At 65.1% G+C, this 21521-nt stretch carries 15 protein-coding genes and 1 pseudogene; 4 read left to right on the top strand and 12 right to left on the bottom strand.

The window, feature by feature from the left end; all coding sequences use genetic code 11:
* Nucleotides 1-36 precede the first annotated feature (36 nt).
* Nucleotides 37-405 carry an ATP-dependent Clp protease adapter ClpS gene (gene clpS, locus AC3RCE_RS14325; protein WP_029414237.1) on the bottom strand — a complete coding sequence of 123 codons (369 nt, stop codon included), beginning with the start codon at nt 403-405 and terminating at the stop codon, nt 37-39.
* A 107-nt stretch (nt 406-512) separates the two neighbouring features.
* On the bottom strand, nt 513-4046 hold the full coding sequence (dnaE, locus tag AC3RCE_RS14330; protein ID WP_492253299.1) for a DNA polymerase III subunit alpha: 3534 nt from the start codon (nt 4044-4046) through the stop codon (nt 513-515).
* A gap of 181 nt (nt 4047-4227) precedes the next feature.
* Between dnaE and AC3RCE_RS14335 the strand changes: the two genes are divergently transcribed.
* Nucleotides 4228-5025, top strand: coding sequence for an outer membrane protein assembly factor BamD (locus AC3RCE_RS14335; RefSeq protein ID WP_218294827.1), 798 nt, complete (start codon nt 4228-4230; stop codon nt 5023-5025).
* Here the strand turns inward: AC3RCE_RS14335 and yoaA are convergent.
* Both yoaA and AC3RCE_RS14345 read right to left on the bottom strand, forming a co-directional pair.
* Nucleotides 4988-7036: a DNA repair helicase YoaA gene (gene yoaA, locus AC3RCE_RS14340; RefSeq protein ID WP_492253300.1), complete on the bottom strand. Its 2049-nt coding sequence runs from the start codon at nt 7034-7036 to the stop codon at nt 4988-4990. The two genes, AC3RCE_RS14335 and yoaA, sit on opposite strands and share 38 nt — an antisense overlap.
* Complete coding sequence (locus AC3RCE_RS14345; protein WP_369642568.1) at nt 7036-7239, bottom strand: YdcH family protein; 204 nt, start codon at nt 7237-7239, stop codon at nt 7036-7038. The genes yoaA and AC3RCE_RS14345 overlap by 1 nt, the downstream gene beginning before the upstream one ends.
* 107 nt (nt 7240-7346) lie before the next feature.
* Here AC3RCE_RS14345 and AC3RCE_RS14350 point away from each other — a divergent pair, with 107 nt between their 5' ends.
* Entirely contained in the window at nt 7347-8153 is an 807-nt protein-coding gene (locus AC3RCE_RS14350; RefSeq protein ID WP_218294824.1) for a PP2C family protein-serine/threonine phosphatase, read from the top strand.
* Nucleotides 8154-8269: 116 nt separating this feature from the next.
* On the opposite strand, the gene AC3RCE_RS14355 is transcribed toward AC3RCE_RS14350, so the two are convergent.
* The 5 genes from AC3RCE_RS14355 to AC3RCE_RS14375 form a co-directional block, all read right to left on the bottom strand.
* A complete protein-coding gene (locus tag AC3RCE_RS14355; protein WP_492253301.1) occupies nt 8270-8968 on the bottom strand; it encodes a hypothetical protein in 699 nt (232 codons plus the stop codon).
* Complete coding sequence (gene zapE, locus AC3RCE_RS14360; RefSeq protein WP_218294822.1) at nt 8965-10062, bottom strand: cell division protein ZapE; 1098 nt, start codon at nt 10060-10062, stop codon at nt 8965-8967. Before zapE ends, AC3RCE_RS14355 begins: the two co-directional genes overlap by 4 nt.
* Nucleotides 10063-10143: 81 nt before the next feature.
* Complete coding sequence (gene lpdA, locus AC3RCE_RS14365) at nt 10144-11571, bottom strand: dihydrolipoyl dehydrogenase (RefSeq protein WP_492253302.1); 1428 nt, start codon at nt 11569-11571, stop codon at nt 10144-10146.
* A gap of 90 nt (nt 11572-11661) precedes the next feature.
* Nucleotides 11662-12924, bottom strand: coding sequence for a 2-oxoglutarate dehydrogenase complex dihydrolipoyllysine-residue succinyltransferase (odhB, locus tag AC3RCE_RS14370; protein WP_218294820.1), 1263 nt, complete (start codon nt 12922-12924; stop codon nt 11662-11664).
* Between the two features lie 55 nt (nt 12925-12979).
* Entirely contained in the window at nt 12980-15859 is a 2880-nt protein-coding gene (locus AC3RCE_RS14375; RefSeq protein ID WP_218294819.1) for a 2-oxoglutarate dehydrogenase E1 component, read from the bottom strand.
* A gap of 233 nt (nt 15860-16092) precedes the next feature.
* On the opposite strand from AC3RCE_RS14375, the gene AC3RCE_RS14380 reads away from it, so the two are divergent.
* A complete protein-coding gene (locus AC3RCE_RS14380) occupies nt 16093-17157 on the top strand; it encodes an AI-2E family transporter (protein WP_218294818.1) in 1065 nt (354 codons plus the stop codon).
* A 158-nt stretch (nt 17158-17315) separates the two neighbouring features.
* On the opposite strand, the gene AC3RCE_RS14385 is transcribed toward AC3RCE_RS14380, so the two are convergent.
* Nucleotides 17316-17534: a hypothetical protein gene (locus AC3RCE_RS14385; RefSeq protein WP_218294817.1), complete on the bottom strand. Its 219-nt coding sequence runs from the start codon at nt 17532-17534 to the stop codon at nt 17316-17318.
* A gap of 209 nt (nt 17535-17743) precedes the next feature.
* Nucleotides 17744-18685: a LysR family transcriptional regulator gene (locus AC3RCE_RS14390; protein ID WP_492253303.1), complete on the bottom strand. Its 942-nt coding sequence runs from the start codon at nt 18683-18685 to the stop codon at nt 17744-17746.
* A gap of 62 nt (nt 18686-18747) precedes the next feature.
* On the opposite strand from AC3RCE_RS14390, the gene AC3RCE_RS14395 reads away from it, so the two are divergent.
* Nucleotides 18748-20724 carry an alkyl/aryl-sulfatase gene (locus AC3RCE_RS14395; protein WP_492253304.1) on the top strand — a complete coding sequence of 659 codons (1977 nt, stop codon included), beginning with the start codon at nt 18748-18750 and terminating at the stop codon, nt 20722-20724.
* Between the two features lie 136 nt (nt 20725-20860).
* On the opposite strand, the pseudogene AC3RCE_RS14400 reads toward AC3RCE_RS14395, so the two are convergent.
* A pseudogene (locus AC3RCE_RS14400) lies at nt 20861-21274 on the bottom strand (methyl-accepting chemotaxis protein); the annotation flags it as partial.
* Nucleotides 21275-21521: the final 247 nt, after the last annotated feature.

Below are 21521 nucleotides of genomic sequence, written 5' to 3' on the forward strand. Positions count from 1 at the left end.
TGGAAGGGATAACTGTAGATCGGGATCAAAAACCTGTTATTCAACAGGCTCACTGACACATTGCAGTGGGTGGCCCGCCTTGAGGGCGGCGTCAAGCACTTGTTCCACCTTGGTGGCGGCCACATCGCGGGAGTAAACGCCGCAGACGCCTTTGCCATCGAGGTGGATCTTCAACATGATCTGGGTGGCTTGCTCGCGGTCCTTGCTGAAAAACTCCTGCAGCACCACGATGACGAATTCCATGGGGGTGTAGTCGTCATTGAGCATGACCACCTGGTACATCTGGGGCGGCTGGGTCTTTTGTGTGCGTCTTTCGAGCACGACCGAACCGCCATCATCCCGCGCTGGCCGGGTCACGGGCGGCGCGGTGGGGGGTGAAGGTGGTTTTGTTGCCATGAAAATCATTCTAGCGATCCGCGCGGGGTGATGCCGTGAGAGAAATCTGACGTTGATCCTGTTTTTTTCAAGCTATGGCACGCCGGATATTCACTCTTGGGTGTCGCGGGCCCGCCCTATTCGTAGACCACGGTGGCGGACCCGCTGCCAGCCTGGGCCGTCCAGGCCGCGAGCGCCGCGTCGGTGGGATAGAAACGGGCGCTTTCTCCCAGTTGCAGCTCCGCGACCGCCGCCGCGTCGCCCGCCACGCAGCGCACGCCCATGCGCACCCGCAGGCCATGGACCAGTTCACCCTCCGCGATCTCCTCGCGGCGGGCGGGAAACTCCCGCACCAGCCGAGGCACATCCGGCCCCTTGTCGCCCACCAGCACATGCAGATACTTGCCGAAGCGGCAGCGCGCCCCGGCCAGATCCCAGACCTGCTGCACCTTCACGCGCAGCCCGCCACTGAAATGGTCCAGCTGCAGGCGGCCCATCATCACCACGAACTCGTCTTCCTTGAGCTGGTTCCTGTAGGTGTTGAGCAGTGCCTCGTCCGCGGAGGCTTCGATGACACCGGATTTGTCGTCCAGGCGGAAGAGGCCCAGCCTGCCGCGCTGGCCATTGATCACCCGGAAGTCGCTGATGATCCCGGCGAGGACCTGGGGTTCGCGGCTGTCCAGCAGCTCGTCGATGGAGGTGCGCACGAAGCGCCGCACCTCGGTGGCGACTTCGTCGAACAGATGGCCGGAGAGGTAGAAGCCGACCGCCGTTTTCTCCTGCGTCAACCGCTCCTTGATGCCCCAGGGCATGGCATCCACCAGATCCGGCTCCTGCGTGCTCGATCCATGGGCGTCGTCGCCCATCATGTCGAAAAGCCCCCCCTGGTTCACATTGGCCAGCGTGGCCGCCGAAAAATCGAACGCGCGGTCGATGGAAGCCACCAGGGAGGCGCGGTTGAGATGGAGCAAGTCAAACGCACCCGCCTTGATCAGCGCCTCCACCGTGCGCTTGTTCAGGCGCGCCCGGTCCACCCGCACGCAGAAGTCGAACAGGCTCTTGAACGGGCCGGTGGTCGAGCCTTGCGGCCCCTCGCCCCGCCCCTCGCGCGCGGCCACGATGGCTTCGATGGCCTGCTGCCCCGTGCCTTTGACGGCCCCCAGGCCGTAGCGGATGATCTTGTCGGTCACCGGCTCGAAGCGGTAGAAGCCCCGGTTGACATCCGGCGGCTCGAACGAGAGCCCCATCTTCTGCGCGTCCTCGAACAGCACCTTGAGCTTGTCGGTGTCGTCCATTTCCACGGTCATGTTGGCGCAGAAGAACTCGGCCGTGAAGTGCACCTTGAGCCAGCCGGTGTGGTACGCCAGCAGCGAGTACGCGGCAGCGTGCGACTTGTTGAAGCCGTAGCCGGCGAACTTCTCCATCAGGTCGAACACTTCGTCGGCCTTCTCCTGGCCAATGCCCTTCTCGGCGGCCCCCTTGCGGAAGATCTCGCGGTGCTCGGCCATCTCCTCGGCCTTCTTCTTGCCCATGGCGCGGCGCAGCATGTCGGCGCCGCCCAGGCTGTAGCCCCCCAGCACCTGGGCGGTCTGCATCACCTGCTCCTGGTACACCATGATCCCGTAGGTCTCGGCGAGCACCTTTTCCACCAGCGGGTGCGGGTATTCCACGACCTCCTTGCCGTGCTTGCGGTTCACGAAGCTGGGGATCAGGTCCATGGGGCCCGGGCGGTACAGCGCGTTGAGCGCGATCAGGTCCTCCAGCCGGCTGGGGCGCGCCTCCTTGAGCATGCCCTGCATGCCCCGGCTTTCAAACTGGAACACCGCCTCGGTCTTGCCTTCCGAGAACAGGCGGTAGGTGGGCCCGTCGTCCAGCGGGACGGCTTCATACGTGAAGTTCTCCTGCCCCTTGTGGCGCTTCATGATGAATTCGCGCGCGATCTCCAGGATGGTCAGCGTGGCCAGGCCCAAGAAGTCGAACTTCACCAGGCCGATGGCCTCCACGTCGTCCTTGTCGTACTGGCTCACGGCCGATTCGCTGCCCGGCTGCTGGTACAGCGGGCAAAAGTCGGTGAGCTTGCCCGGCGCGATCAGCACCCCGCCCGCATGCATGCCGATGTTGCGCGTCATGCCCTCGAGCTTCTGGGCCATCTCGATGATGGTCTTGACGTCCTCTTCCTTCTGCACGCGCTCGTACAGCTGCGGCTCCAGTTCCAGCGCGTAGTTGTTCTTGTCGCCTTCCTTCTTCACCTCGGGCGGGTAGGCCAGCGTGTACGACATGCCGGGCTTGCCCGGCACCAGCTTGGAGATGCCGTCGCAGAACATGTAGCTCATGTCCATCACCCGGCCCACGTCGCGGATGGCCGCCTTGGCGGCCATGGTTCCGAAGGTGGCGATCTGGCTCACCGCGTTCTTGCCGTACTTGTCCTTCACGTAGTCGATCACCCGGTCCCGGTTGGACTGGCAGAAGTCGATGTCGAAGTCGGGCATGGACACCCGTTCGGGGTTCAGGAAGCGCTCGAACAGCAGGTTGTACTGCAGCGGGTCCAGGTCGGTGATCTTGAGCGCATAGGCCACCAGCGAGCCGGCGCCCGAGCCCCGGCCCGGCCCCACGGGACAGCCGTTGGCCTTAGCCCACTGGATGAAGTCCCCCACGATGAGGAAGTAACCCGGAAAGCCCATCTTGAGGATGGTGCCGATCTCGAACTCCAGCCGCTCCACGTAACGCGGGCGCTGTTGGTCGCGCTCGGCCTCCTTGGGAAACAGCAGTTTCAGCCGCGCCTCCAGGCCATCGAACGATGCAAGCCCAAAATACTCGTCGATCGGCATGCCGTTGGGTGTGGGAAAGTCCGGCAGCTGCGGCTTGCCCAGCACCAGGGTGAGGTTGCAGCGCTGCGCGATTTCCACCGTGTTCGCGATGGCCGAGGGCACGTCCGCAAACAGCGCCTCCATCTCCGCGGAGGATTTGAAGTACTGGTCGCGCGTGAACTTGCGCACGCGGCGCGGATTGGCCAGGATCTCGCCCTCAGCGATGCAGATGCGCGCTTCGTGCGCCTCGTAGTCGTCCGCCGTGGCGAACTGCACCGGATGCGTCGCCACCACGGGCAAGCTCAGGCGCGCCGCCAGCTGCGCCGCGGCCACCACGTGGCTTTCATCGTCCACGCGGCCCGCCCGCTGCAACTCGATGTAAAACCGGTGTGGAAACAGCCCCGCCAGGCGCAAGGCCACCTGGGCGGCGCCCGACTCATCCCCCTTCAGGAGGGCCTGCCCCACGGGCCCTGCCTGTGCCCCGGCCAGGGCGATCAGCCCCTCCGAAAGCTCCTGCAGCCAGTCCCAGGTGCACAGCGCCAGGTTCTTGACGACATTGCGCGTCCAGGCGCGCGCCAGCAGTTCGGACAGATTGAGGTAGCCCTGGCGGTTCTGCACCAGCACGATGAGGCGCGAGGGCGCTGCGCCCGCCTCGCCCTCCAGAAAGATCTCGGCCCCCAGGACGGGCTTGACGCCCTTGCCCCGCGCCTCCTTGTAGAACTTGATCGCGCCAAAAAGGTTGTTGAGATCGGTGATGGCCAGCGCGGGCTGGCCGTCCTTGGCGGCGGCCTTGGCCACCTCATCGATTCGATTGGTACCGTCGACGACGGAAAACTCGGTGTGCAGGCGCAGGTGAACAAACATGGGAGCATTGTAGAAAGCCCCACGCGCCTCGCCACGAAAGCCAGCCGCACGGCGCCTCTTGACAGGGACGGCCGCCGGTACAATGCCTTTCCGTGCCCCGGATGCCAACGGCGCCCGGCCCGCTGGACCGGCGCAGATATCCTGCACCCCCTGTCTCCTCTTTTGCTGAAAGCTGCTTGCGATGCTGCGTGCCCCACTGCCCCTCGTTTCCGCCCTGCTGCTTGCCGGTCTGCTGGCGGGTTGCTCCAGCACGACCGAAGACAAAACGGCCAACTGGAGCCCCAACCGCATTCATTCGGAAGCGCAGGACGAGATGAACAGCGGCGCCTATGACAAGGCCGTTCCCCTGCTGGAAAAGCTGGAGGGCCGCGCGGCAGGCACTCCGCTGGCGCAGCAGGCCCAGATCGACAAGGCGTACGCGCACTACAAGGCCGGCGAGAAGGCCCAGGCCATCGCGACGCTGGACCGTTTCATGAAGCTGCACCCCGCCAGTCCGGCGTTCGACTACGCGCTGTACCTCAAGGGCCTGGTGAACTTCAACGACAACCTGGGCCTGTTCTCGTTCATCTCACGCCAGGACCTCTCCGAGCGCGACCAGAAAGCCGCCAAGGATTCGTTCGAAGCCTTCAGCGAGCTGGTCACCCGCTTTCCGGAATCGCGCTACGCGCAGGACTCGCGCCAGCGCATGACCTACATCGTCAATTCGCTCGCGCAATACGAAGTGCATGTGGCGCGCTACTACTTCCAGCGCGGCGCCTATGTGGCGGCCATCAGCCGCGCGCAGGTGGCGCTGGCCGACTACCAGGGCGTGCCCGCGCTGGAAGAAGCGCTGTACATCCTCATCCAGTCCTATGACGCGCTGGGCATGACGCAGCTGCGCGACGATGCGCGCCGGGTGATGGACACCTCGTACCCCCAGAGCGAGTACGTGCGCGGCGGCCTCAGGGCCAAGGCCGATCCGTGGTGGAAGTTCTGGTAAGCGCCTGAACCGCGGCCTCGAATTCCTGCTGTGATTCCAGGCGCCGCATCGGCGGCAGCGCCGCCAGCAGGCGCTTGCCATAGCCCATGGTGACCAGGCGGGTGTCGCCCACCACGAGAATGCCGTGGTCGGATTCGCGGCGTATCAGGCGCCCCGCTCCCTGCTTGAGCGCGACGGCAGCCTCCGGCAGCGCGTAGGATTTGAACGCCTTCCCGCCCGATTCTTCGATGCGCTGCGTGCGCGCTTCCACCAGGGGGTCGCCCGGAGGCGGAAAAGGCAGCTTGTCGATGACAACAAGCTGCAATGCGTCGCCGGGCACATCAAATCCTTCCCAGAACGTGGCCGACGCCACCAGCACACAGCCCCGCTGTCCGTGCTCGCTACCTTCCCGAAAACGCTCCATCAGCCGCCGCTTGGGCCACTCGCCCTGCACCAGGACCTCCAGGCTGCCCGATGCCGCAAACCGGTCTCCGAGCGCATCGCCGATCGTGCGCAGGGCCTTGAGCGTGGTGGTCAATACCAGCGTGCGGCCACCGAGCTGCTCCGCCGCCTGGGCCACCCATTGCGCCAGCATGCCGCTGTGCGCGGGGTCGGCCGGCGACGGCAGGTGGCGCGGGACGTACAGTGCCGCCTGCGACGCATAGTCGAAGGGGCTAGCGACCCGCAGGATCTCGGCATCCTGCAAGCCGGCCCGCTCCGTGAACCAGCTCAGCCGCTCGTCATCGCCCAGCGTGGCCGACGTGAAGATCCATGCCCTGCCGGGGCCCGCCGCGGACTCCCCGGGCCAGCCATCTTCGCCCGCCGGTTCGGCCGGCGCGGCCAGCAGGCGGGTGCGCATGGCCTCGGCGATGTCCAGGGGCGACTCCATCAGGCGCAATTGCGCGCCCACGTCGATCCAGCGCACGGCGTCAGGGTTGCCAGGGCCGGCGAAATGCGCCAGCCGCGCCAGCAGTTCGGTCCCGCGCTCGTACAGCCGCACAAAGTCGGGCGCCATTTCGCTGACCGTGTCGAGCGCCTCCTGGGCCTGTGCGCAGGCGACCGCCACGCCGCGGATGGCCGCATGCCACGCATCACCCGCCACGCCCTGCGGCGCCTCATCCGTCCAGCGCAGCTTCGCCCCGCCCCGCCGCTCTCCCACCGTCAGGCGCAAGTCCCGGGCCGAAAGATCCACCAGGCTGGCCAGCCCCGTCCAGTCCGCCAGGCCGCGCGCATGCTGCAGCCCCACGGCCAGGAGGTCCCTGCCGAAGTCCATCAGCTGGCCCGTGGACAGCGCAAGCCCCAGAAACTGCACGCCGGTCTCGTTGATCTGGTGCGCCTCGTCGAACACCACCACGCGCACCGACGGCAAGAGCTCGGCCATGCCGGATTCGCGGACCGCCAGGTCGGCAAAGAAGAGGTGGTGGTTGATGACCACGATGTCCGCCGCCAACGCCTCCCGCCGTGCCAGATGCACGTGGCATTCGCGGAAACGCGGGCACGGGGAGCCCAGGCAGTTCTCCCGGGTGGATGTGACCAGCGGTATCACGGGCGACCGTTCGTCCAGCCCTGTCAGCTCCGCCAGATCGCCCGAGCGGGTGCCGTGCGACCAGCTCTCCACCTTGGCCAGCACGCGCGCCACGCCGGGCTCACGGGCAGACACGTCCTGGCGCGCCAGCCCCATGCGGTACAGGCACAGATAGCTCGCCCGGCCCTTGAGAAGCGCCATGCGCACCGGCAGGCCCAGCGTCTGGGCCAGGCGCGGAAGATCGCGCGCGAACAGCTGGTCCTGCAGGGCCTTGGTGGCGGTGGACAGCAGCACGCGCTCGCCGCTGAGCAGCGCCGGCACGAGGTAGGAGAAGGTCTTGCCCACCCCCGTGCCCGCCTCCACGACCAGGGCGCCACCGACCTCGATGGTGCGCGCCACGGCCACCGCCATGTCCGTCTGTCCCGCGCGGGGCTGGAAATGCACGTCCGCCCGCGCCAGCACGCCATCGGCGGCGAACACCTCCTGAACCATTTCCGCCAGCGCCATCAGGCGGGCTCTTGGGGTTGAAGGGCCCGCTCCAGGCGGTGCATGGCATCGCGCAGCGCAAGGCGGCGCTTCTTGAGGCGGCGCAGTGTGAATTCGTCAGGTGCCCCGTCTGGAGCACACAGGCCGATCAGGGCATCGAGATCGGCATGTTCGATGCGCAGTGCAATGAGCTGCCGGTGCGGAGAATGGAGGCTGAGGTTCAAGGCGTGGGGGCCGCAGGATGGCAAAAATGCCACAGGCGGGCGGATAATACGCGCTTGGCCCGCATTCCGCGACGGCCGTTTGCGCACGCGCCCCCACAATCACCAGCATGACCAAAGCGTTTCGCCTCATCGCGTCCACCGGTATCCACAAGGGTGACCGGGAGTACCAGCAAGACCAGGTGACCTTGATCTCGCACGAGCGGCACAACGGCTGCGTGCTGGGCGTGATTGCCGACGGGATGGGCGGCCGCAGCGGCGGGCGCAAGGCATCCGACCAGGTCATGATGACGGCGCGCCAGCTGTTCGAACGCTATTCTCCGGACACCGACGACCCGGTGGCCATGCTCAAGAGCATGGTCGAGGAAGCCCACATCGTCATCCGCCTCACGGCCATCGCGGCCGAGCAGGAGCCGCACAGCACCATCGCGGCCTTCCTCATCAACCCGCGCGGCGACTGCCACTGGGTGCACGCGGGCGATTCGCGCATCTACCACTTTCAGGGCGCGCGCATGGTGTTCCGCACCAGCGACCATTCCTATGTCCAGGCACTGGTGGACCGGGGCGAGCTCACCGAGGCGGAGGCCAACAACCATCCGCATTCCAACATCCTGGTGGGCTGCCTGGGGACCGAAAGCGACCCGCCCATCACCACCCATGTGATTCCGCAGCTGCAGCCGGGCGACGTGCTCATGGCCTGCAGCGACGGCGTGTGGCACTACTTTTCGCCCACCGAACTGGGTTCCGTGGTGGACTCGCTGTCGCCACGGGAAGCCACGGAGTTCCTGATCGAGAAAGCCCGTTCCCGGGCGCGCGGCGGCGGTGACAACCTTTCCCTGGTCATCGTGAAGATGGAAGCGCTGGTGGAAGAAAAGAAGGTGGCGCGCCTGGTCCCCGCCGACGCAGGCCGGCCCTGATACGCCCCGGGGCCCGGCTGACGCTGGTTGGTGGGCTCACGCCTGCGCCAGCAGATCCAGGCCACCCCGCCAGATCCCTGCGCGGCGCCTGCGCATGCCCTACGCCAGAACCGTTCTCAGCGCGCCGCCGAAGCAGCGGGTAGCGGCGCGGCGGGTTTGCGCCCCTGGGCAGCAGCCTCTGCCTGCGACTTTTCTATCCGTGCGCGGCGTTCCTGCGCGGCCTTGAGCGCGGCCGCGTGGCGTCCGCGCGCCTGCGCGGCACGCTCGGCATTCGTGGCATTGTGGGCAGCCCGTTCCTCTGCCTGCTTCTGCACCCGGTCGCGCTGCTGCTGCGCCCGTTGCCCTGCCTCCTGGTCGCGCTGGGACTTCATGCCCTGCGGATCGTGCGGCTTGCGCAGCAAGGCATCCGGCGCGCTGGCACCCGCCGACGGCCCCTCCGGCACCACCGCCCGCTGCTTTTCATCGATCGACTTCAGGCGCTCCGCCGCCTTTTCCTTGCGCTCCGCGTCGTTGAGTTCGATCTCCTGGGCACGCAGGCGGGACTCCGCGTCACGCGCTCCCGCACGGACACCGCGAAGGCAGTCCTCCACCGAGAAGCGCTGGTAGCAGGCCGCTTCGTCCTGCTGGCGCCGGGCCTTGACGGCATCGCGCTCGTGGCGAATACGGTCGTGCTCCGCCTTGCGCTGGGCGGCCGCGGCCTGTGGGCTGCCCTGCGGCACACTCGCTGGCGCACCGGATTGCGCCGGTGCAGGGGCCGCGAAAACACAGGCAAAGCCTGCGAGGGCAACAAGGGCCAGGCGCTTCAGCATGATCATGTCAGCCCCGTATCGACAGTGCGGCGCTCCAGCGCCAGGAATTCCTTGGACTGCATCTCGTTGAGCCGCGAAATCGTGCGCGGGAACTCGTGCGCCAGGGGACCTTCGGTGTACAGCTGTTCGGGCGGCACCGCCGCGGACAGGATGAGCTTGACCCGCCGGTCGTAGAGAACGTCCACGAGCCAGGTGAAACGCCGCGCGGGCGACGCCATGCTCACGGGCATGTGGGGCACGTCGGACAGCAGCACGGTATGGAACTGCGTCGCGATCTCCAGGTAGTCGTTCTGCGAACGGGGACCGCCGCACAGCGTCTTGAAGTCGAACCACACCACCCCGCCGGCCTTGCGGCGGGCGCGGATCTCGCGGGCCTCGATGTGCAGCACCGGGTCTTCGTCGTGCACTTCGGCCAGCTGGTCGAAGGCCTGGCCCATCTCGGCGTCCGCCTCGGGCCCCAGTGGCGTGTGGTACAGCTTCACATGCTCCAGGGTGCGCCGGCGGTAGTCGGTGCCGTTGTCGACATTGACGACTTCCAGCCGCTCGTTGAGCAGGGCGATCGCGGGCAGGATGCGGTCGCGGTGCAGGCCGCCGGGGTACAGGTCGTCGGGCTTGAAATTGGAGGTGGTGACAAAACCCACGCCGTTGTCGAACAGTGCCGCCAGCAGGCGGTGCAGGATCATCGCGTCGGTGATGTCGGCAACGTGGAACTCATCGAAGCAGATGAGCTTGTAGCGCCGCGCAATGCGTTCGCCCAGCACGTCCAGCGGGTTCACCGTGCCCTGCAGCGCCGCCAGCTCGCGATGGACCTCGCGCATGAATTCATGGAAATGCAGGCGCACCTTGCGCTTCAGGGGCACGGCGTCGAAGAAGCACTCCATGAGGAAGCTCTTGCCGCGCCCCACCCCGCCATACATGTACACGCCGCGCGGAATGTCCGGCCGGTTGATCAGCTTCTTGAGCGCGTTGGAGCGGCGGGCCTTGTAGGCCGCCCATTCATCGGCGCAGCGCTGGAGGGCATCCACGGCACGCAGCTGGGCAGGGTCGCTTTGGAAGCCTTTGGCGGCCAGCTCGGCCAGGTAAGCCTGTTTGACGGTCACGTGGTGGTTGTCCTGATACTATGAATTTAATAGCTTCCAGCGCTTGATGGTCAAGCGCTAGAGCCGGTTTTTATTCAAATATCAGAAGTTCAGCGTGCGCTTGTCCACGGCCAGGGCCGCTTCCTTCGTGGCTTCGCTCAGGGACGGATGCGCGTGGCAGATGCGCGCGATGTCTTCGCTGCTGGCCTTGAACTCCATGGCTACCACGGCTTCGGAGATCAGCTCGCTGGCCTGCGGGCCCACGATGTGCACGCCCAGGATCTCATCGGTGTCGGCATCGGCCAGCATCTTGACCATGCCGGTGGTGTCGCCCAGCGCGCGCGCGCGGCCATTGGCCAGGAACGGGAAGGAGCCGGCCTTGTACTTGACGCCGTCGGCCTTGAGCTGCTTCTCGGTGCGGCCCACCCATGCGATCTCGGGGCTGGTGTAGATGACCCAGGGCACGGTGTTGAAGTTCACGTGGCCGTGCTGGCCGGCAATGCGCTCGGCCACGGCAACGCCCTCTTCTTCCGCCTTGTGCGCCAGCATCGGGCCGCGCACCACGTCGCCCACCGCCCACACGCCGGGCAGGTTGGTCTTGCAGTCTGCATCGACGACGATGGCGCCGCGCTCGTCCAGGGCCAGGCCCACGGCTTCGGTGTTCAGGCCGATGGTGTTGGGCACGCGACCGATGGAGACGATGAGCTTGTCCACCTCCAGCGCCTGGGCTTCGCCCTTGGCGTTGGTGTAGGCGATGGAGACGCCCTTCTTGCCGGTCTTGATCTCGCCGACCTTCACGCCCAGCTCGATCTTCAGGCCCTGCTTGTCGAACGCCTTCTTGGCTTCCTTGGCGATCTGCTCGTCCACCGCGCCCAGGAAGGTCGGCAGACCTTCGAGGATCGTGACTTCAGCGCCCAGACGGCGCCACACCGAGCCCATTTCCAGGCCGATCACGCCCGAGCCGATGAGGCCGAGCTTCTTGGGCACCGCGCCCACGCGCAGCGCGCCGTCGTTGGACAGCACGAACTCTTCGTCGAACGGCGTGCCGGGCAGCGCGCGCGCGTTGGAGCCCGTGGCGATGATGATCTGCTTGCCCGTGATCGCCTCTTCGGCGGCGCCGGCCACCTTGATCTCGTAGCCACCTTCGGCGGCCTTCACGAACGAGCCGCGGCCGTGAAAGAAGCTGACCTTGTTCTTCTTGAACAGGTACAGGATGCCGTCGTTGTTCTGCTTCACGACGGTGTCCTTGCGGGCAATCATCTTGGCCACGTCCATCTTCACGCCGGTGGCCGTGATGCCGTGTTCGGCGAAGTGCTTGTTGGCGTGCTCGAAGTGCTCGGACGATTGCAGCAGCGCCTTGGACGGAATGCAGCCCACGTTGGTGCAGGTGCCGCCGGGCGCGGGGCCACCCTTCTCGTTCTTCCATTCGTCGATACAGGCCACGTTGAAGCCCAGCTGGGCAGCGCGGATGGCGGCGATGTAGCCGCCGGGGCCACCACCGATGACGATCACATCAAATTGTTTGCTCATGGGAAATCTCGTTCAGTCAGTTGGAGAAAGACCCACCGGCGGGCAGGACCAGAGGTCGGGCCACGCGGGTGGGTCGATACAGTCAGGGGATCAGATGTCGAACAGCAGGCGCGATGGGTCTTCCAGCGCGTCCTTCATGGCCACCAGGCCCAGCACGGCTTCGCGGCCGTCGATGATGCGGTGGTCATACGACATGGCCAGGTAGTTCATCGGGCGGATGACGATCTGGCCGTTTTCGACCACGGCGCGGTCCTTGGTGGCGTGCACACCCAAAATGGCCGACTGGGGCGGGTTGATGATGGGAGTGGACAGCATGGAGCCGAACGTGCCGCCATTGGAGATGGAGAACGTGCCGCCGGTCATTTCTTCGATGCCCAGCTTGCCTTCCGACGCCTTCTTGCCGAACTCGGCGATCTTCTTCTCGATGTCGGCGAAGCTCATCTGGTCTGCATTGCGCAGGATGGGCACCACCAGGCCACGGGGCGAGCCCACGGCGATACCGATGTCGAAGTAGCCGTGGTAGACGATGTCGTTGCCGTCCACCGAGGCGTTCAGCACGGGGTACTTCTTGAGGGCGTGCACGGCGGCCTTCACGAAGAAGGACATGAAGCCCAGCTTGGTGCCGTGTTCCTTCGTGAAGCTGTCCTGGAACTTCTTGCGCAGATCCATCACGGGGGCCATGTTCACTTCGTTGAACGTGGTCAGGATGGCGTTGGTCGACTGCGACTGCAGCAGGCGCTCGGCCACGCGGGCGCGCAGGCGGCTCATGGGCACGCGCTGCTCGGGACGGCCGCTCAGGTCTTCCTTGGCGGCAGGCGCGGACACCTGGGGCAGCGTCTTGGTCGGCACGCCCGTGGGAATCACGCTCGGAGCCACAGCAGCCTTGGCGCCGCCGGCCACGGCGGACAGCACGTCGCCCTTGGTCACGCGGCCATCCTTGCCCGTGCCGGCCACGGCCGACACCGACAGGTTGTTGTCGGCCAGCAGCTTGGCGGCTGCGGGCATGGCCACATCGCCCTTCGAACCGCCAGCCGCTGGTGCGGCGGCGGGCGCTGCGGCCGCGGGAGCCGGCGCAGCGGCAGCCGGTGCGGGGGCGGCTGCGCCAGCCTTGCCTTCGGTGTCGATCTTGGCGATGAGCTGTTCGGCCACCACGGTGGCGCCGTCGCCCTGAATGATTTCGGACAACACGCCAGCCGACGGCGCGGGCACTTCGAGCACGACCTTGTCGGTTTCGATCTCGATCAGGATTTCGTCCACGGCCACGGCCTCACCGGCCTTCTTCTTCCAGGTCAGCATGGTGGCTTCCGCCACGGATTCGGACAGCTGGGGGACTTTGACTTCTACGATAGCCATTTTGAATTCTTTCAGTAGGGTTCTGTTTGTTCTGTGTTCGTTCGGGTAGCTGGCCTTACTTGGTCAGGACAAACCCCTTGAGCTTGGCAAACGCGCCGTCCACCAGCGCCTTTTGCTGTTCCTGGTGCAGATGCGAGTAACCCACGGCAGGCGACGCCGATGCCGCGCGGCCGGAGTAGCCCAGCTTCTGGCCTTCGAGCATGTTCTCGTGGATGTTGTGCTGGATGAAGAACCAGGCGCCCTGGTTCTGCGGCTCGTCCTGGCACCACACCACGTCGGTGGCATGGGGGTAGCGCTTGAGTTCGGCGGCAAACGCCTTGTGCGGGAAGGGATAGAGCTGTTCCACACGGATGATGGCCACGTCATCGTCTTCGCGCTCGGTGCGCTTCTTCACGAGGTCGTAGTACACCTTGCCGGAGCAGGCGATCACGCGCTTGACCTTGGCGGCCTTCTTCACGATGGCCTCGTCCTGTTCCGGGATCACCGTCTGGAAGCTGCCCTTGGTGAATTCGGACAGCGGCGAGGTGGCATCCTTGTTGCGCAGCAGCGACTTGGGCGTCATGATGATCAGCGGCTTGCGAAGATCACGCACCATCTGGCGGCGCAGCACGTGGAAGATCTGGCTGGCCGTGGTCGGCTGCACCACCTGCATGTTGGCGTCGGCCGACAGCTGCATGAAACGCTCCAGGCGTGCCGAGCTGTGCTCCGGGCCCTGGCCTTCGTAGCCGTGCGGCAGCATCAGCGTGATGCCGTTCACGCGGCCCCACTTCACTTCGCCGGAGGCGATGAACTGGTCGATCACGACCTGCGCACCGTTGGCGAAGTCGCCGAACTGGGCTTCCCAGATCACGAGCGTGTTGGGGTCGTTGGACGCGTAGCCATACTCGAAGCCCAGCACCGCCTCTTCGGACAGGATGGAGTCGATCACGACGAACGGAGCCTGGTTCTCGGCCACGTTCTGCAGGGGCGTATAGGTGCCGATGTCCCACTTCTCGCGCTTCTGGTCATGGATGACCGAGTGGCGGTGCGTGAAGGTGCCGCGGCCGCAGTCCTCGCCCGACAGGCGCACGGGATAGCCGCTGGCCACGAGCGAGGCGAACGCCATGTGCTCGCCCATGCCCCAGTCCACGGGGATCTCGCCACGGCCCATGGCGGCGCGGTCGTCGTACACCTTCTTGACCAGCTGGTGCGGCGTCACGCTTTCAGGGATGGTGGTGATCTTCTCGGCCAGGCGCTTCCACTCGGCCAGGGGAATGGCGGTGTCGCCAGCGTCCGTCCACTTCTTGCCCAGGAACGGGCTCCAGTCCACGGCGTACTTGCTCTTGAAATTGGTCAGCACCGGGTCGACCGTGTGCTTGCCCGCATCCATGGCGGCACGGTAGGCCTTGACCATGTCGTCGCCCAGCGTTTCGCCCAGGCCCTGCGTGGCCAGCTTGTCGGCGTACAGCTTGCGCGTGCCGGGGTGCTGGCCGATCTTCTTGTACATGAGCGGCTGGGTCAGCGCAGGCGTGTCCTGCTCGTTGTGGCCCAGCTTGCGGAAGCAGATGATGTCCACGACCACGTCCTTCTGGAACTCCATGCGGAATTCGAGGGCGAGCTGGGTGGCCAGCACCACGGCCTCGGGATCGTCGCCGTTCACGTGCAGCACGGGCGACTCGACCATCTTCACGATGTCGGTGCAGTACAGCGTGGAGCGTGCGTCGCGCGGGTCGGAGGTGGTGAACCCGATCTGGTTGTTGATGATGATGTGCACCGTGCCGCCCGTGGAATAACCACGGGTCTGCGCCAGCGCCAGCGTTTCCTGGTTCACGCCCTGGCCGGCAAAGGCCGCGTCGCCGTGCACCAGCACGGGCAGCACCTGCTTGCCATGGGGGTCGGCGCGGCGGTCCATGCGGGCACGCACGGAGCCTTCGACCACGGGGTTCACGATTTCCAGGTGCGACGGATTGAACGCCAGCGACAGGTGGACCGGGCCGCCGGGGGTGGTCACGTCGGAGCTGAAGCCCTGGTGGTATTTCACGTCGCCCGATGGCAGGTCTTCGGGAGCGGTGTGGTCGAATTCGGCGAACAGGTCCGCAGGCATCTTGCCCAGGGAGTTGACCAGCACGTTCAGGCGGCCGCGGTGGGCCATGCCGATCACGATTTCCTGCACGCCCTTGGCGCCGGCGGACTGGATCAGTTCGTCCATGGCGGCAATGAAGCTTTCGCCCCCTTCGAGGGAGAAACGCTTCTGGCCGACGTATTTGGTGTGGAGAAAGCGCTCCAGGCCTTCGGCCGCGGTCAGGCGGTCGAGGATGTGCTTCTTCTTGTCCGCGCCAAAGCTGGGCTTGCTGCGAATGGTTTCGAGCTTTTCCTGCCACCAGCGCTTCTGGTTCTGGTCGGTGGCGTACATGTACTCGGCACCGATGGAGCTGCAGTAGGTTTCACGCAGGGCGTTGATCAGCTCACGCAGCGGCATCGACTCCTTGCCGAAGAACGTGTTGCTGGTGTTGAACACGACTTCCTGGTCGGAATCGCTGAAACCATAGAAGGAGGGTTCGAGCTCGGGGATGGCGGGGCGCTCGGTGCGCTTCAGGGGGTCCAGATCGGCCCAGCGCTGGCCCACGTTGCGGTAAGCGGCGATTAGCTGCTGGACGGCGGTGCGCTTGCGGCCCAGTTCCGAATCCGCGCCGGTGGCGACGACGACCTTGGTTCCACCCTGCTTTGCGCGCTCGGCAAAGGCATTGACCACGGGGAGATGGGGAACGTCCTTGGCATTGCTGCCGTCCACCGCGGGCACGTTTTGCAGTGCGTCAAAGTATTCGCGCCAGTTGTCTGGCACGCTGCCTGGATTGGCGAGGTAGTTCTCATACATCTCTTCGACATAGGGCGCATTGCCGCCGAAGAGGTAGGTGTTGCCTTGGTAGGCTTGATAGACGGACGTCGTATCGCTCATATTCCGCTGACCTCCGCTTTCCTTGGGAAAGCATTAGCTGGTTGAGAAACCTTCCGCGACACGGCTGAACCGATTGGCGGATGCGACTGTGGCTGGGGAAGGGCCTTGGTACGGGCGCCATTGTGCCACCGAACAGCCTGCCGCCCAACGGGAAAGGTTTTCACGAGCGGGCCGGCCAGCAGCGGGAACCCGCGCTCGCGTACATTCCGGGTATCCCATTGCCACGCACCAACATGACACCACCCACCCCCCAGAACAAGGCCTTCTTGCTGTTGCTGGCCCTTGTCACCATTGCCTTCGGGGCGATCCTGTGGCAGTTTCACGGGGCCGTCTTCTGGGGTGTCATCCTGGCGATTCTCTTTGCCCCCCTGCACCGCAAGCTGTTGCGGCGCATGCCCAGGCGGCGCAATCTCGCCGCACTGTGCACCCTGGGGCTGTGCCTCATCGTGGTCATCCTGCCCATGACCGCCATCACGGTGTCGCTGGTGCAAGAGGCCACGGTGATCTATGAGCGGATGCGCTCCGGCCAGCTCAATTTCGGGCTCTATCTGCAACAGGTGATCGCCGCCCTGCCCGCCTGGGCGGCCAACCTGCTGGACCGGCTGAACCTCACAACCGTTGGCGAACTGCAACAGAAGTTCTCGTCGGTCGCCGTCCAGGCGAGCCAGTTCGTGGCCGCGCAAGCATTGAGCATCGGGCAGAACACGCTGCAGTTCCTGGTGAGCTTCGGCATCATGCTGTACCTGCTGTTTTTCCTGCTACGCGATGGATCAAGCCTCGCGCTGCGCATCGGCCAGGCCACACCGCTGGATGACACGCACAAGCGGCAGCTGGTCAGCAAATTCACCACCGTGATCCGCGCAACGGTCAAGGGCAACATCGTCGTGGCCGCGTCGCAGGGCGCCTTGGGCGGATTGATCTTCTGGATCCTAGGCATCCAGGGACCCGTGCTGTGGGGCGTTTCGATGGCATTCCTGTCGCTGCTGCCCGCCGTGGGCGCAGGACTGATCTGGGTGCCCGTGGCGATCTACTTCCTGGCCACCGGCGCTGTATGGCAAGGGGTGGTGCTGACCGCGTTCGGCATCGGGGTCATCGGCCTGGTGGACAACGTCCTTCGGCCGATTCTGGTGGGCAAGGACACCAAGATGCCTGACTACGTTGTGCTCATTTCGACCCTGGGCGGCATGGCGCTTTTTGGCCTGACAGGCTTCGTGATCGGCCCTGTCATCGCCGCCCTGTTCATCGCCAGCTGGGATCTCTTCTCCCCCAGCACGACGGGATCAGCGTCGACAGAATGACATGGCGCTTGCCTGAAGAGCCAGGGCGACGGCCTGCGTGACCAAGCCATCGCCGCCTGGCGGGGTCTCCATCGGCCGACATCGTCGGGGCCCTTGTCGCAGGGGGTCACACGGAGAGGTCCAAACCGCGGGCACAGAGCTGCCCACCCCATACCCGGTCACAGGATTTCACGCGCCTCGCCCTGGGCCAGCATCGTTCGCCCCTTGTCCGTGAGCGAGAGCACCCGTGCGAATGGCACCGGGCTTTCATCATTGGACACCAGCACCGCGACAAGATCGGCCGCCCGAAGTACCCTGAGTTTGTCAATGCAGGCAGGGTCGTGGACAGTCAATGGAAGCTCGCAAGCGGCGAGTTCTTGCAGGTACTCAAATGGCATGACCAACCTCCGGTGGCGTGTGGAGGAAAAATTGTCAACGCTATGTGAACCAGTGCTTTGTAAGAAAACATCGCAAGCTGGCCACTATCGTTCGCCCAGTCCCCGCGCAGCGGGTACGGTGCCAAGGTCCATTCTTCCCAGCCGGTGCGGCTGGGCGTGCAGCAAAAACGCACTTGACCAATCTGCCGGCGCCGCGGCCTGTGTGCACGCTACCTTGCAGGCCCGAGCAATTCGGCCAGGACGCCGATGTAGGCGCGGGCCGCGGCCGAAGGCGTGCGCCCCACAAGCGTCACCAGGCTGTAGTGCGTTTGCATGTCCGTGAAGCCCACGATCCGCAACTGCACGAGAGTGTCGGTATTCGCTTTGAGTGCCGCGGCATGCGGTGCGAGGATCACCGCATCCGCGGTCAGGGCAAGATGCTGCAGCGTGCCTTCGTCGTCGCAGGCCACGTTGAAGACAGCCCGGTCAGCCCGAGGAAACTGCTGATGGAATTGAATGGCCACTTCGGCAGGAAGGTGCGGACCGGCCATGGGATATTGCATGGCCTGCGCCAGCGTGACCTGCTTGAGCTGGCTCAGCGGATGTTTGGGCCGCACGAAGAACGAGACCGGCTGGTTGGGCAGACGCGCGATCTTGAGGCCAGGCTGCTTCTTCAGGTCTCGTGTGTCGGCCACGAACAGGTCCAGCTGTCGGTTGTACAGCCGTTCACACAGCGAATTCGCATGTGCCACTTCCACCTGCATCGTCAGCTGCGGATAACGCTGCGCCATCAGCGACAACGCCGCACGGCCCAGCGTGCCAGCCGCGAACGGGCCCAGCCCGACCGCGAGGCGGCCGATTGCGAGCTCTTCGAGCTGCAGTACATCGCGCCGGATCTGCTGCGCATCGGCGGTCAATTCGCGGGCGCGCGCGAGCACCAGCTCTCCAGCTTGCGTGAAGCGCACGGTGCCGTAGGCGCGGTCGACCAGGCGCGCCTGCAGACTGTCCTCGAGGGTGTCGATGCTGCGCGAAAGCGCGGGCTGCGACAAATGCACCGCCAGCGCGGCGCGGCCGAAGCTGCCATGGTCGGCGAGGGCAACAAGGTGTTCGAGCTGTCGTAGTTGCATTTTGCGTTTTTCTTTAAATGTCAGCACATATTTTGCATTTGCCAAGGATTTGAATGCTCTCGAGAATGGGTCGCTCGCTTGTTCCTCATTCACATAAGCAGACAACCATGCCCCGTTCTTCCCTCCTTCCCATTGCCTTCGCCGCCTGGGCCTGCATGCTGGCCACCGCGCCGGTCCTGGCGCAGACCGCACCCAAGGCGCCCGAGCCCGCCACGCTGAAGGCCAATGCAGAGATGGCGAAGGCGCTGCCTTTCGCCGATCGCCAGGATTTCGAGGATGCGATGCGCGGCTTCATCGGAACGGTGCCCGATGCGCTGGTGCCGGGTACCGGCGCGCGCCCGGTCTGGAACCTGAAGCCCTACGACTTCCTGAAGGTCGACGCGCCGGCTGACAGCGTCAACCCGAGCCTTTGGCGCCAGGCCCAGCTCAATCTCATCCACGGCCTTTTCAAGGTGGTCGACAAGGTCTATCAGGTGCGCGGCTTTGACCTCGCGAACATGACGATTGTTGAAGGCGACACCAGCCTGATCGTGATCGACCCGCTGCTTTCCGTGGAGACCGCCCGCGCAGCGCTCGATCTTTACTACCAGCACCGACCCAGGAAACCAGTGGGCACCGTCATCTACACCCACGGCCACTCCGACCACTTCGGTGGCGTCAAGGGCGTGGTCAGCGAGGCCGATGTCGCGGCCGGCAAGGTACAAGTGATCGCGCCGTCGGGCTTCATGGAGTCGGCCGTGGCCGAGAACATCCTGGCCGGCACCGCGATGAGCCGCCGTGCGCACTACCAGTTCGGCGTGTTGCTGCCCTCGGGCCCGCGCGGCCAGGTCGACGCCGGCCTGGGCAAACGTCTGGCCAGCGGCACCACCACCCTGATCGCGCCTACCAGCACTATCGAAAAAACCACGGAGGAGCGCACCATCGACGGCGTGGCCTTCGTGTTCCAGCTGGTGCCGGGTTCAGAGGCTCCAGCAGAGATGCTGATCCACCTGCCGCAACAGCGCGTGCTCAACATGGCAGAGGATGTGGCGCACACGATGCACAACCTCTACACCATCCGCGGCGCAGAGGTGCGCGATGGCAACCTGTGGGCCAAATACATTGATCGCGCACGCCTGGATTTCGGCGACAAGACCGACGTGATGATCACGCAGCACCACTGGCCGGTGACGGGGCGCGAGCGTGTCGCCGACCTGCTGAAGAAGCAGCGCGACATGTACAAGTTCATCAACGACCAGACGCTGCGCCTGCTCAACCACGGCCTGGGGCCGCAAGACATCGCCGAGCAACTGCGCATGCCCGCCAGCCTGGAGCGTGAATGGTCGGCACGCGGCTACTACGGCACACTGCGCCACAACGCCAAGGCGGTCTATCAGAAGTACCTGGGCTGGTACGACGCCAACCCGGCCAACCTGGACCCGCTACCACCCGTGCCCCATGCGAAAAAGACGATCGAATACATGGGTGGCGCAGATGCCGTGCTGGCCCGTGCCCGCGATGACTTCAAGAAAGGCGAGTACCGCTGGGTGGCCAGCGTGATGAATCAGCTGGTGTTTGCCGATCCGGACAACAGCGCGGCGCGCCAATTGGGCGCCGACGCCCTGGAGCAGCTGGGCTATCAGTCCGAGGCCAGCACCTGGCGCAACGCCTACCTGGCGGGTGCGATGGAACTGCGCGGCGGAGTACCGAAGATCCCTGCGCGCAGCAGCAGCACCCCCGACACGCTCAAGGCGGTGAGCAACGAGCTGTACTTCGACTACCTGGCTGTGCGCCTTGATGCGGCCAAGGCCGAAGGCAAGAAGATGGTGATCAACTGGAACTTCACCGATTCCAAGCAGCAGTTCGCGCTGACGCTGGAGAACTCGGCACTCACCCATGCCAGTGGCCAAGCCCGCAATGCAGACACAACCCTCACCCTGAGCCGTGCCACGCTGGACGCAATTACGCTTAGGCAGACCACCTTCCTCGAAGCGGTGCAGACCGGGCAGATCAAGGTCGAGGGTGACCGCGCCAAGCTTGGCGAGTTGCTGGCAATGTTCGACAGCTTCGAGACGATGTTCCCGGTGGTTGAGCCGAGGAGGTAGGCAATCTTGGATATGCCCCTGGAGGGCCCGGAGATGACAGTTGCGGGCGCGCGGGATGGCATCGCTGAAAGCCGTCGTGGAGGATGCCTGCCGTCCGCGCCTGGCCATCGACCAAGGCGGTCCCCTCCTCGGCGAACTACCTTAGACGAGCGGCAACGGTAGGTCGTTGTTCGGGGAACGACTCGGTTTTGCGGCTGCGCACGACGGCTCCATCTGCGCCTGACAATTTGAAAAACGCTACCGCATTGACCAACTCTGACGCTTGATTGTTCAAGCTGCTAGCCGCTGCCGCCATCTCTTCGACCAGCGCCGCATTCTGTTGGGTGGCCTAGTCCATCTGCATCACCGCTTCTCCCACCTGCGCCACGCCTTGACTCTGTTCCTCGCTGGCGGCGCTGATCTCTCCCATGAGGTCCGTCACGCGCTTGATGGCGCTGACCACTTCGGTCATCGTTGTGCCGGCCTGGTCAACCAGTGTGGCGCCCTGGCCAACCCGTGAAACGCTTTCACCAATCAGCATCTTGATTTCCTTGGCAGCCTCCGCGCTGCGCCACATCCACGCCGGACCTTTGGCGCCAGCCTGGGTCTGGAGGCACGGAGGCACGGAGGCAGGATGTGCCATGAACCCCAGATCAGATGCCACTGCCAAAGAGAACATCAGGAATTCACGCTCCCGTGAACGCATCGGCACTTTGGTTATCCGTCTGCATGATCTTGCGCGACAGGATACCGATGCCGAAGTCAGCTGAGCCGGTGCCAGCATCGAGCAGGCCATCGCCAACGTCGAGGCGGCACTC

The sequence above is a fragment of the Acidovorax sp. GW823-FHT05D11 genome (genome assembly GCF_058795695.1).

What these genes read in the sequence shown, in the direction of transcription:
- AC3RCE_RS14380 (WP_218294818.1), top strand. Translation starts at nt 16,093, where the DNA reads ATGACACCACCCACCCCCCAGAACAAGGCCTTCTTGCTGTTGCTGGCC.
- AC3RCE_RS14335 (WP_218294827.1), top strand. Translation starts at nt 4,228, where the DNA reads ATGCTGCGTGCCCCACTGCCCCTCGTTTCCGCCCTGCTGCTTGCCGGT.
- AC3RCE_RS14385 (WP_218294817.1), bottom strand. Translation starts at nt 17,534, where the DNA reads ATGCCATTTGAGTACCTGCAAGAACTCGCCGCTTGCGAGCTTCCATTG.
- AC3RCE_RS14355 (WP_492253301.1), bottom strand. Translation starts at nt 8,968, where the DNA reads ATGATCATGCTGAAGCGCCTGGCCCTTGTTGCCCTCGCAGGCTTTGCC.
- clpS (WP_029414237.1), bottom strand. Translation starts at nt 405, where the DNA reads ATGATTTTCATGGCAACAAAACCACCTTCACCCCCCACCGCGCCGCCC.
- lpdA (WP_492253302.1), bottom strand. Translation starts at nt 11,571, where the DNA reads ATGAGCAAACAATTTGATGTGATCGTCATCGGTGGTGGCCCCGGCGGC.
- dnaE (WP_492253299.1), bottom strand. Translation starts at nt 4,046, where the DNA reads ATGTTTGTTCACCTGCGCCTGCACACCGAGTTTTCCGTCGTCGACGGT.
- AC3RCE_RS14395 (WP_492253304.1), top strand. Translation starts at nt 18,748, where the DNA reads ATGCCCCGTTCTTCCCTCCTTCCCATTGCCTTCGCCGCCTGGGCCTGC.
- odhB (WP_218294820.1), bottom strand. Translation starts at nt 12,924, where the DNA reads ATGGCTATCGTAGAAGTCAAAGTCCCCCAGCTGTCCGAATCCGTGGCG.
- yoaA (WP_492253300.1), bottom strand. Translation starts at nt 7,036, where the DNA reads ATGGCGCTGGCGGAAATGGTTCAGGAGGTGTTCGCCGCCGATGGCGTG.
- AC3RCE_RS14350 (WP_218294824.1), top strand. Translation starts at nt 7,347, where the DNA reads ATGACCAAAGCGTTTCGCCTCATCGCGTCCACCGGTATCCACAAGGGT.
- AC3RCE_RS14375 (WP_218294819.1), bottom strand. Translation starts at nt 15,859, where the DNA reads ATGAGCGATACGACGTCCGTCTATCAAGCCTACCAAGGCAACACCTAC.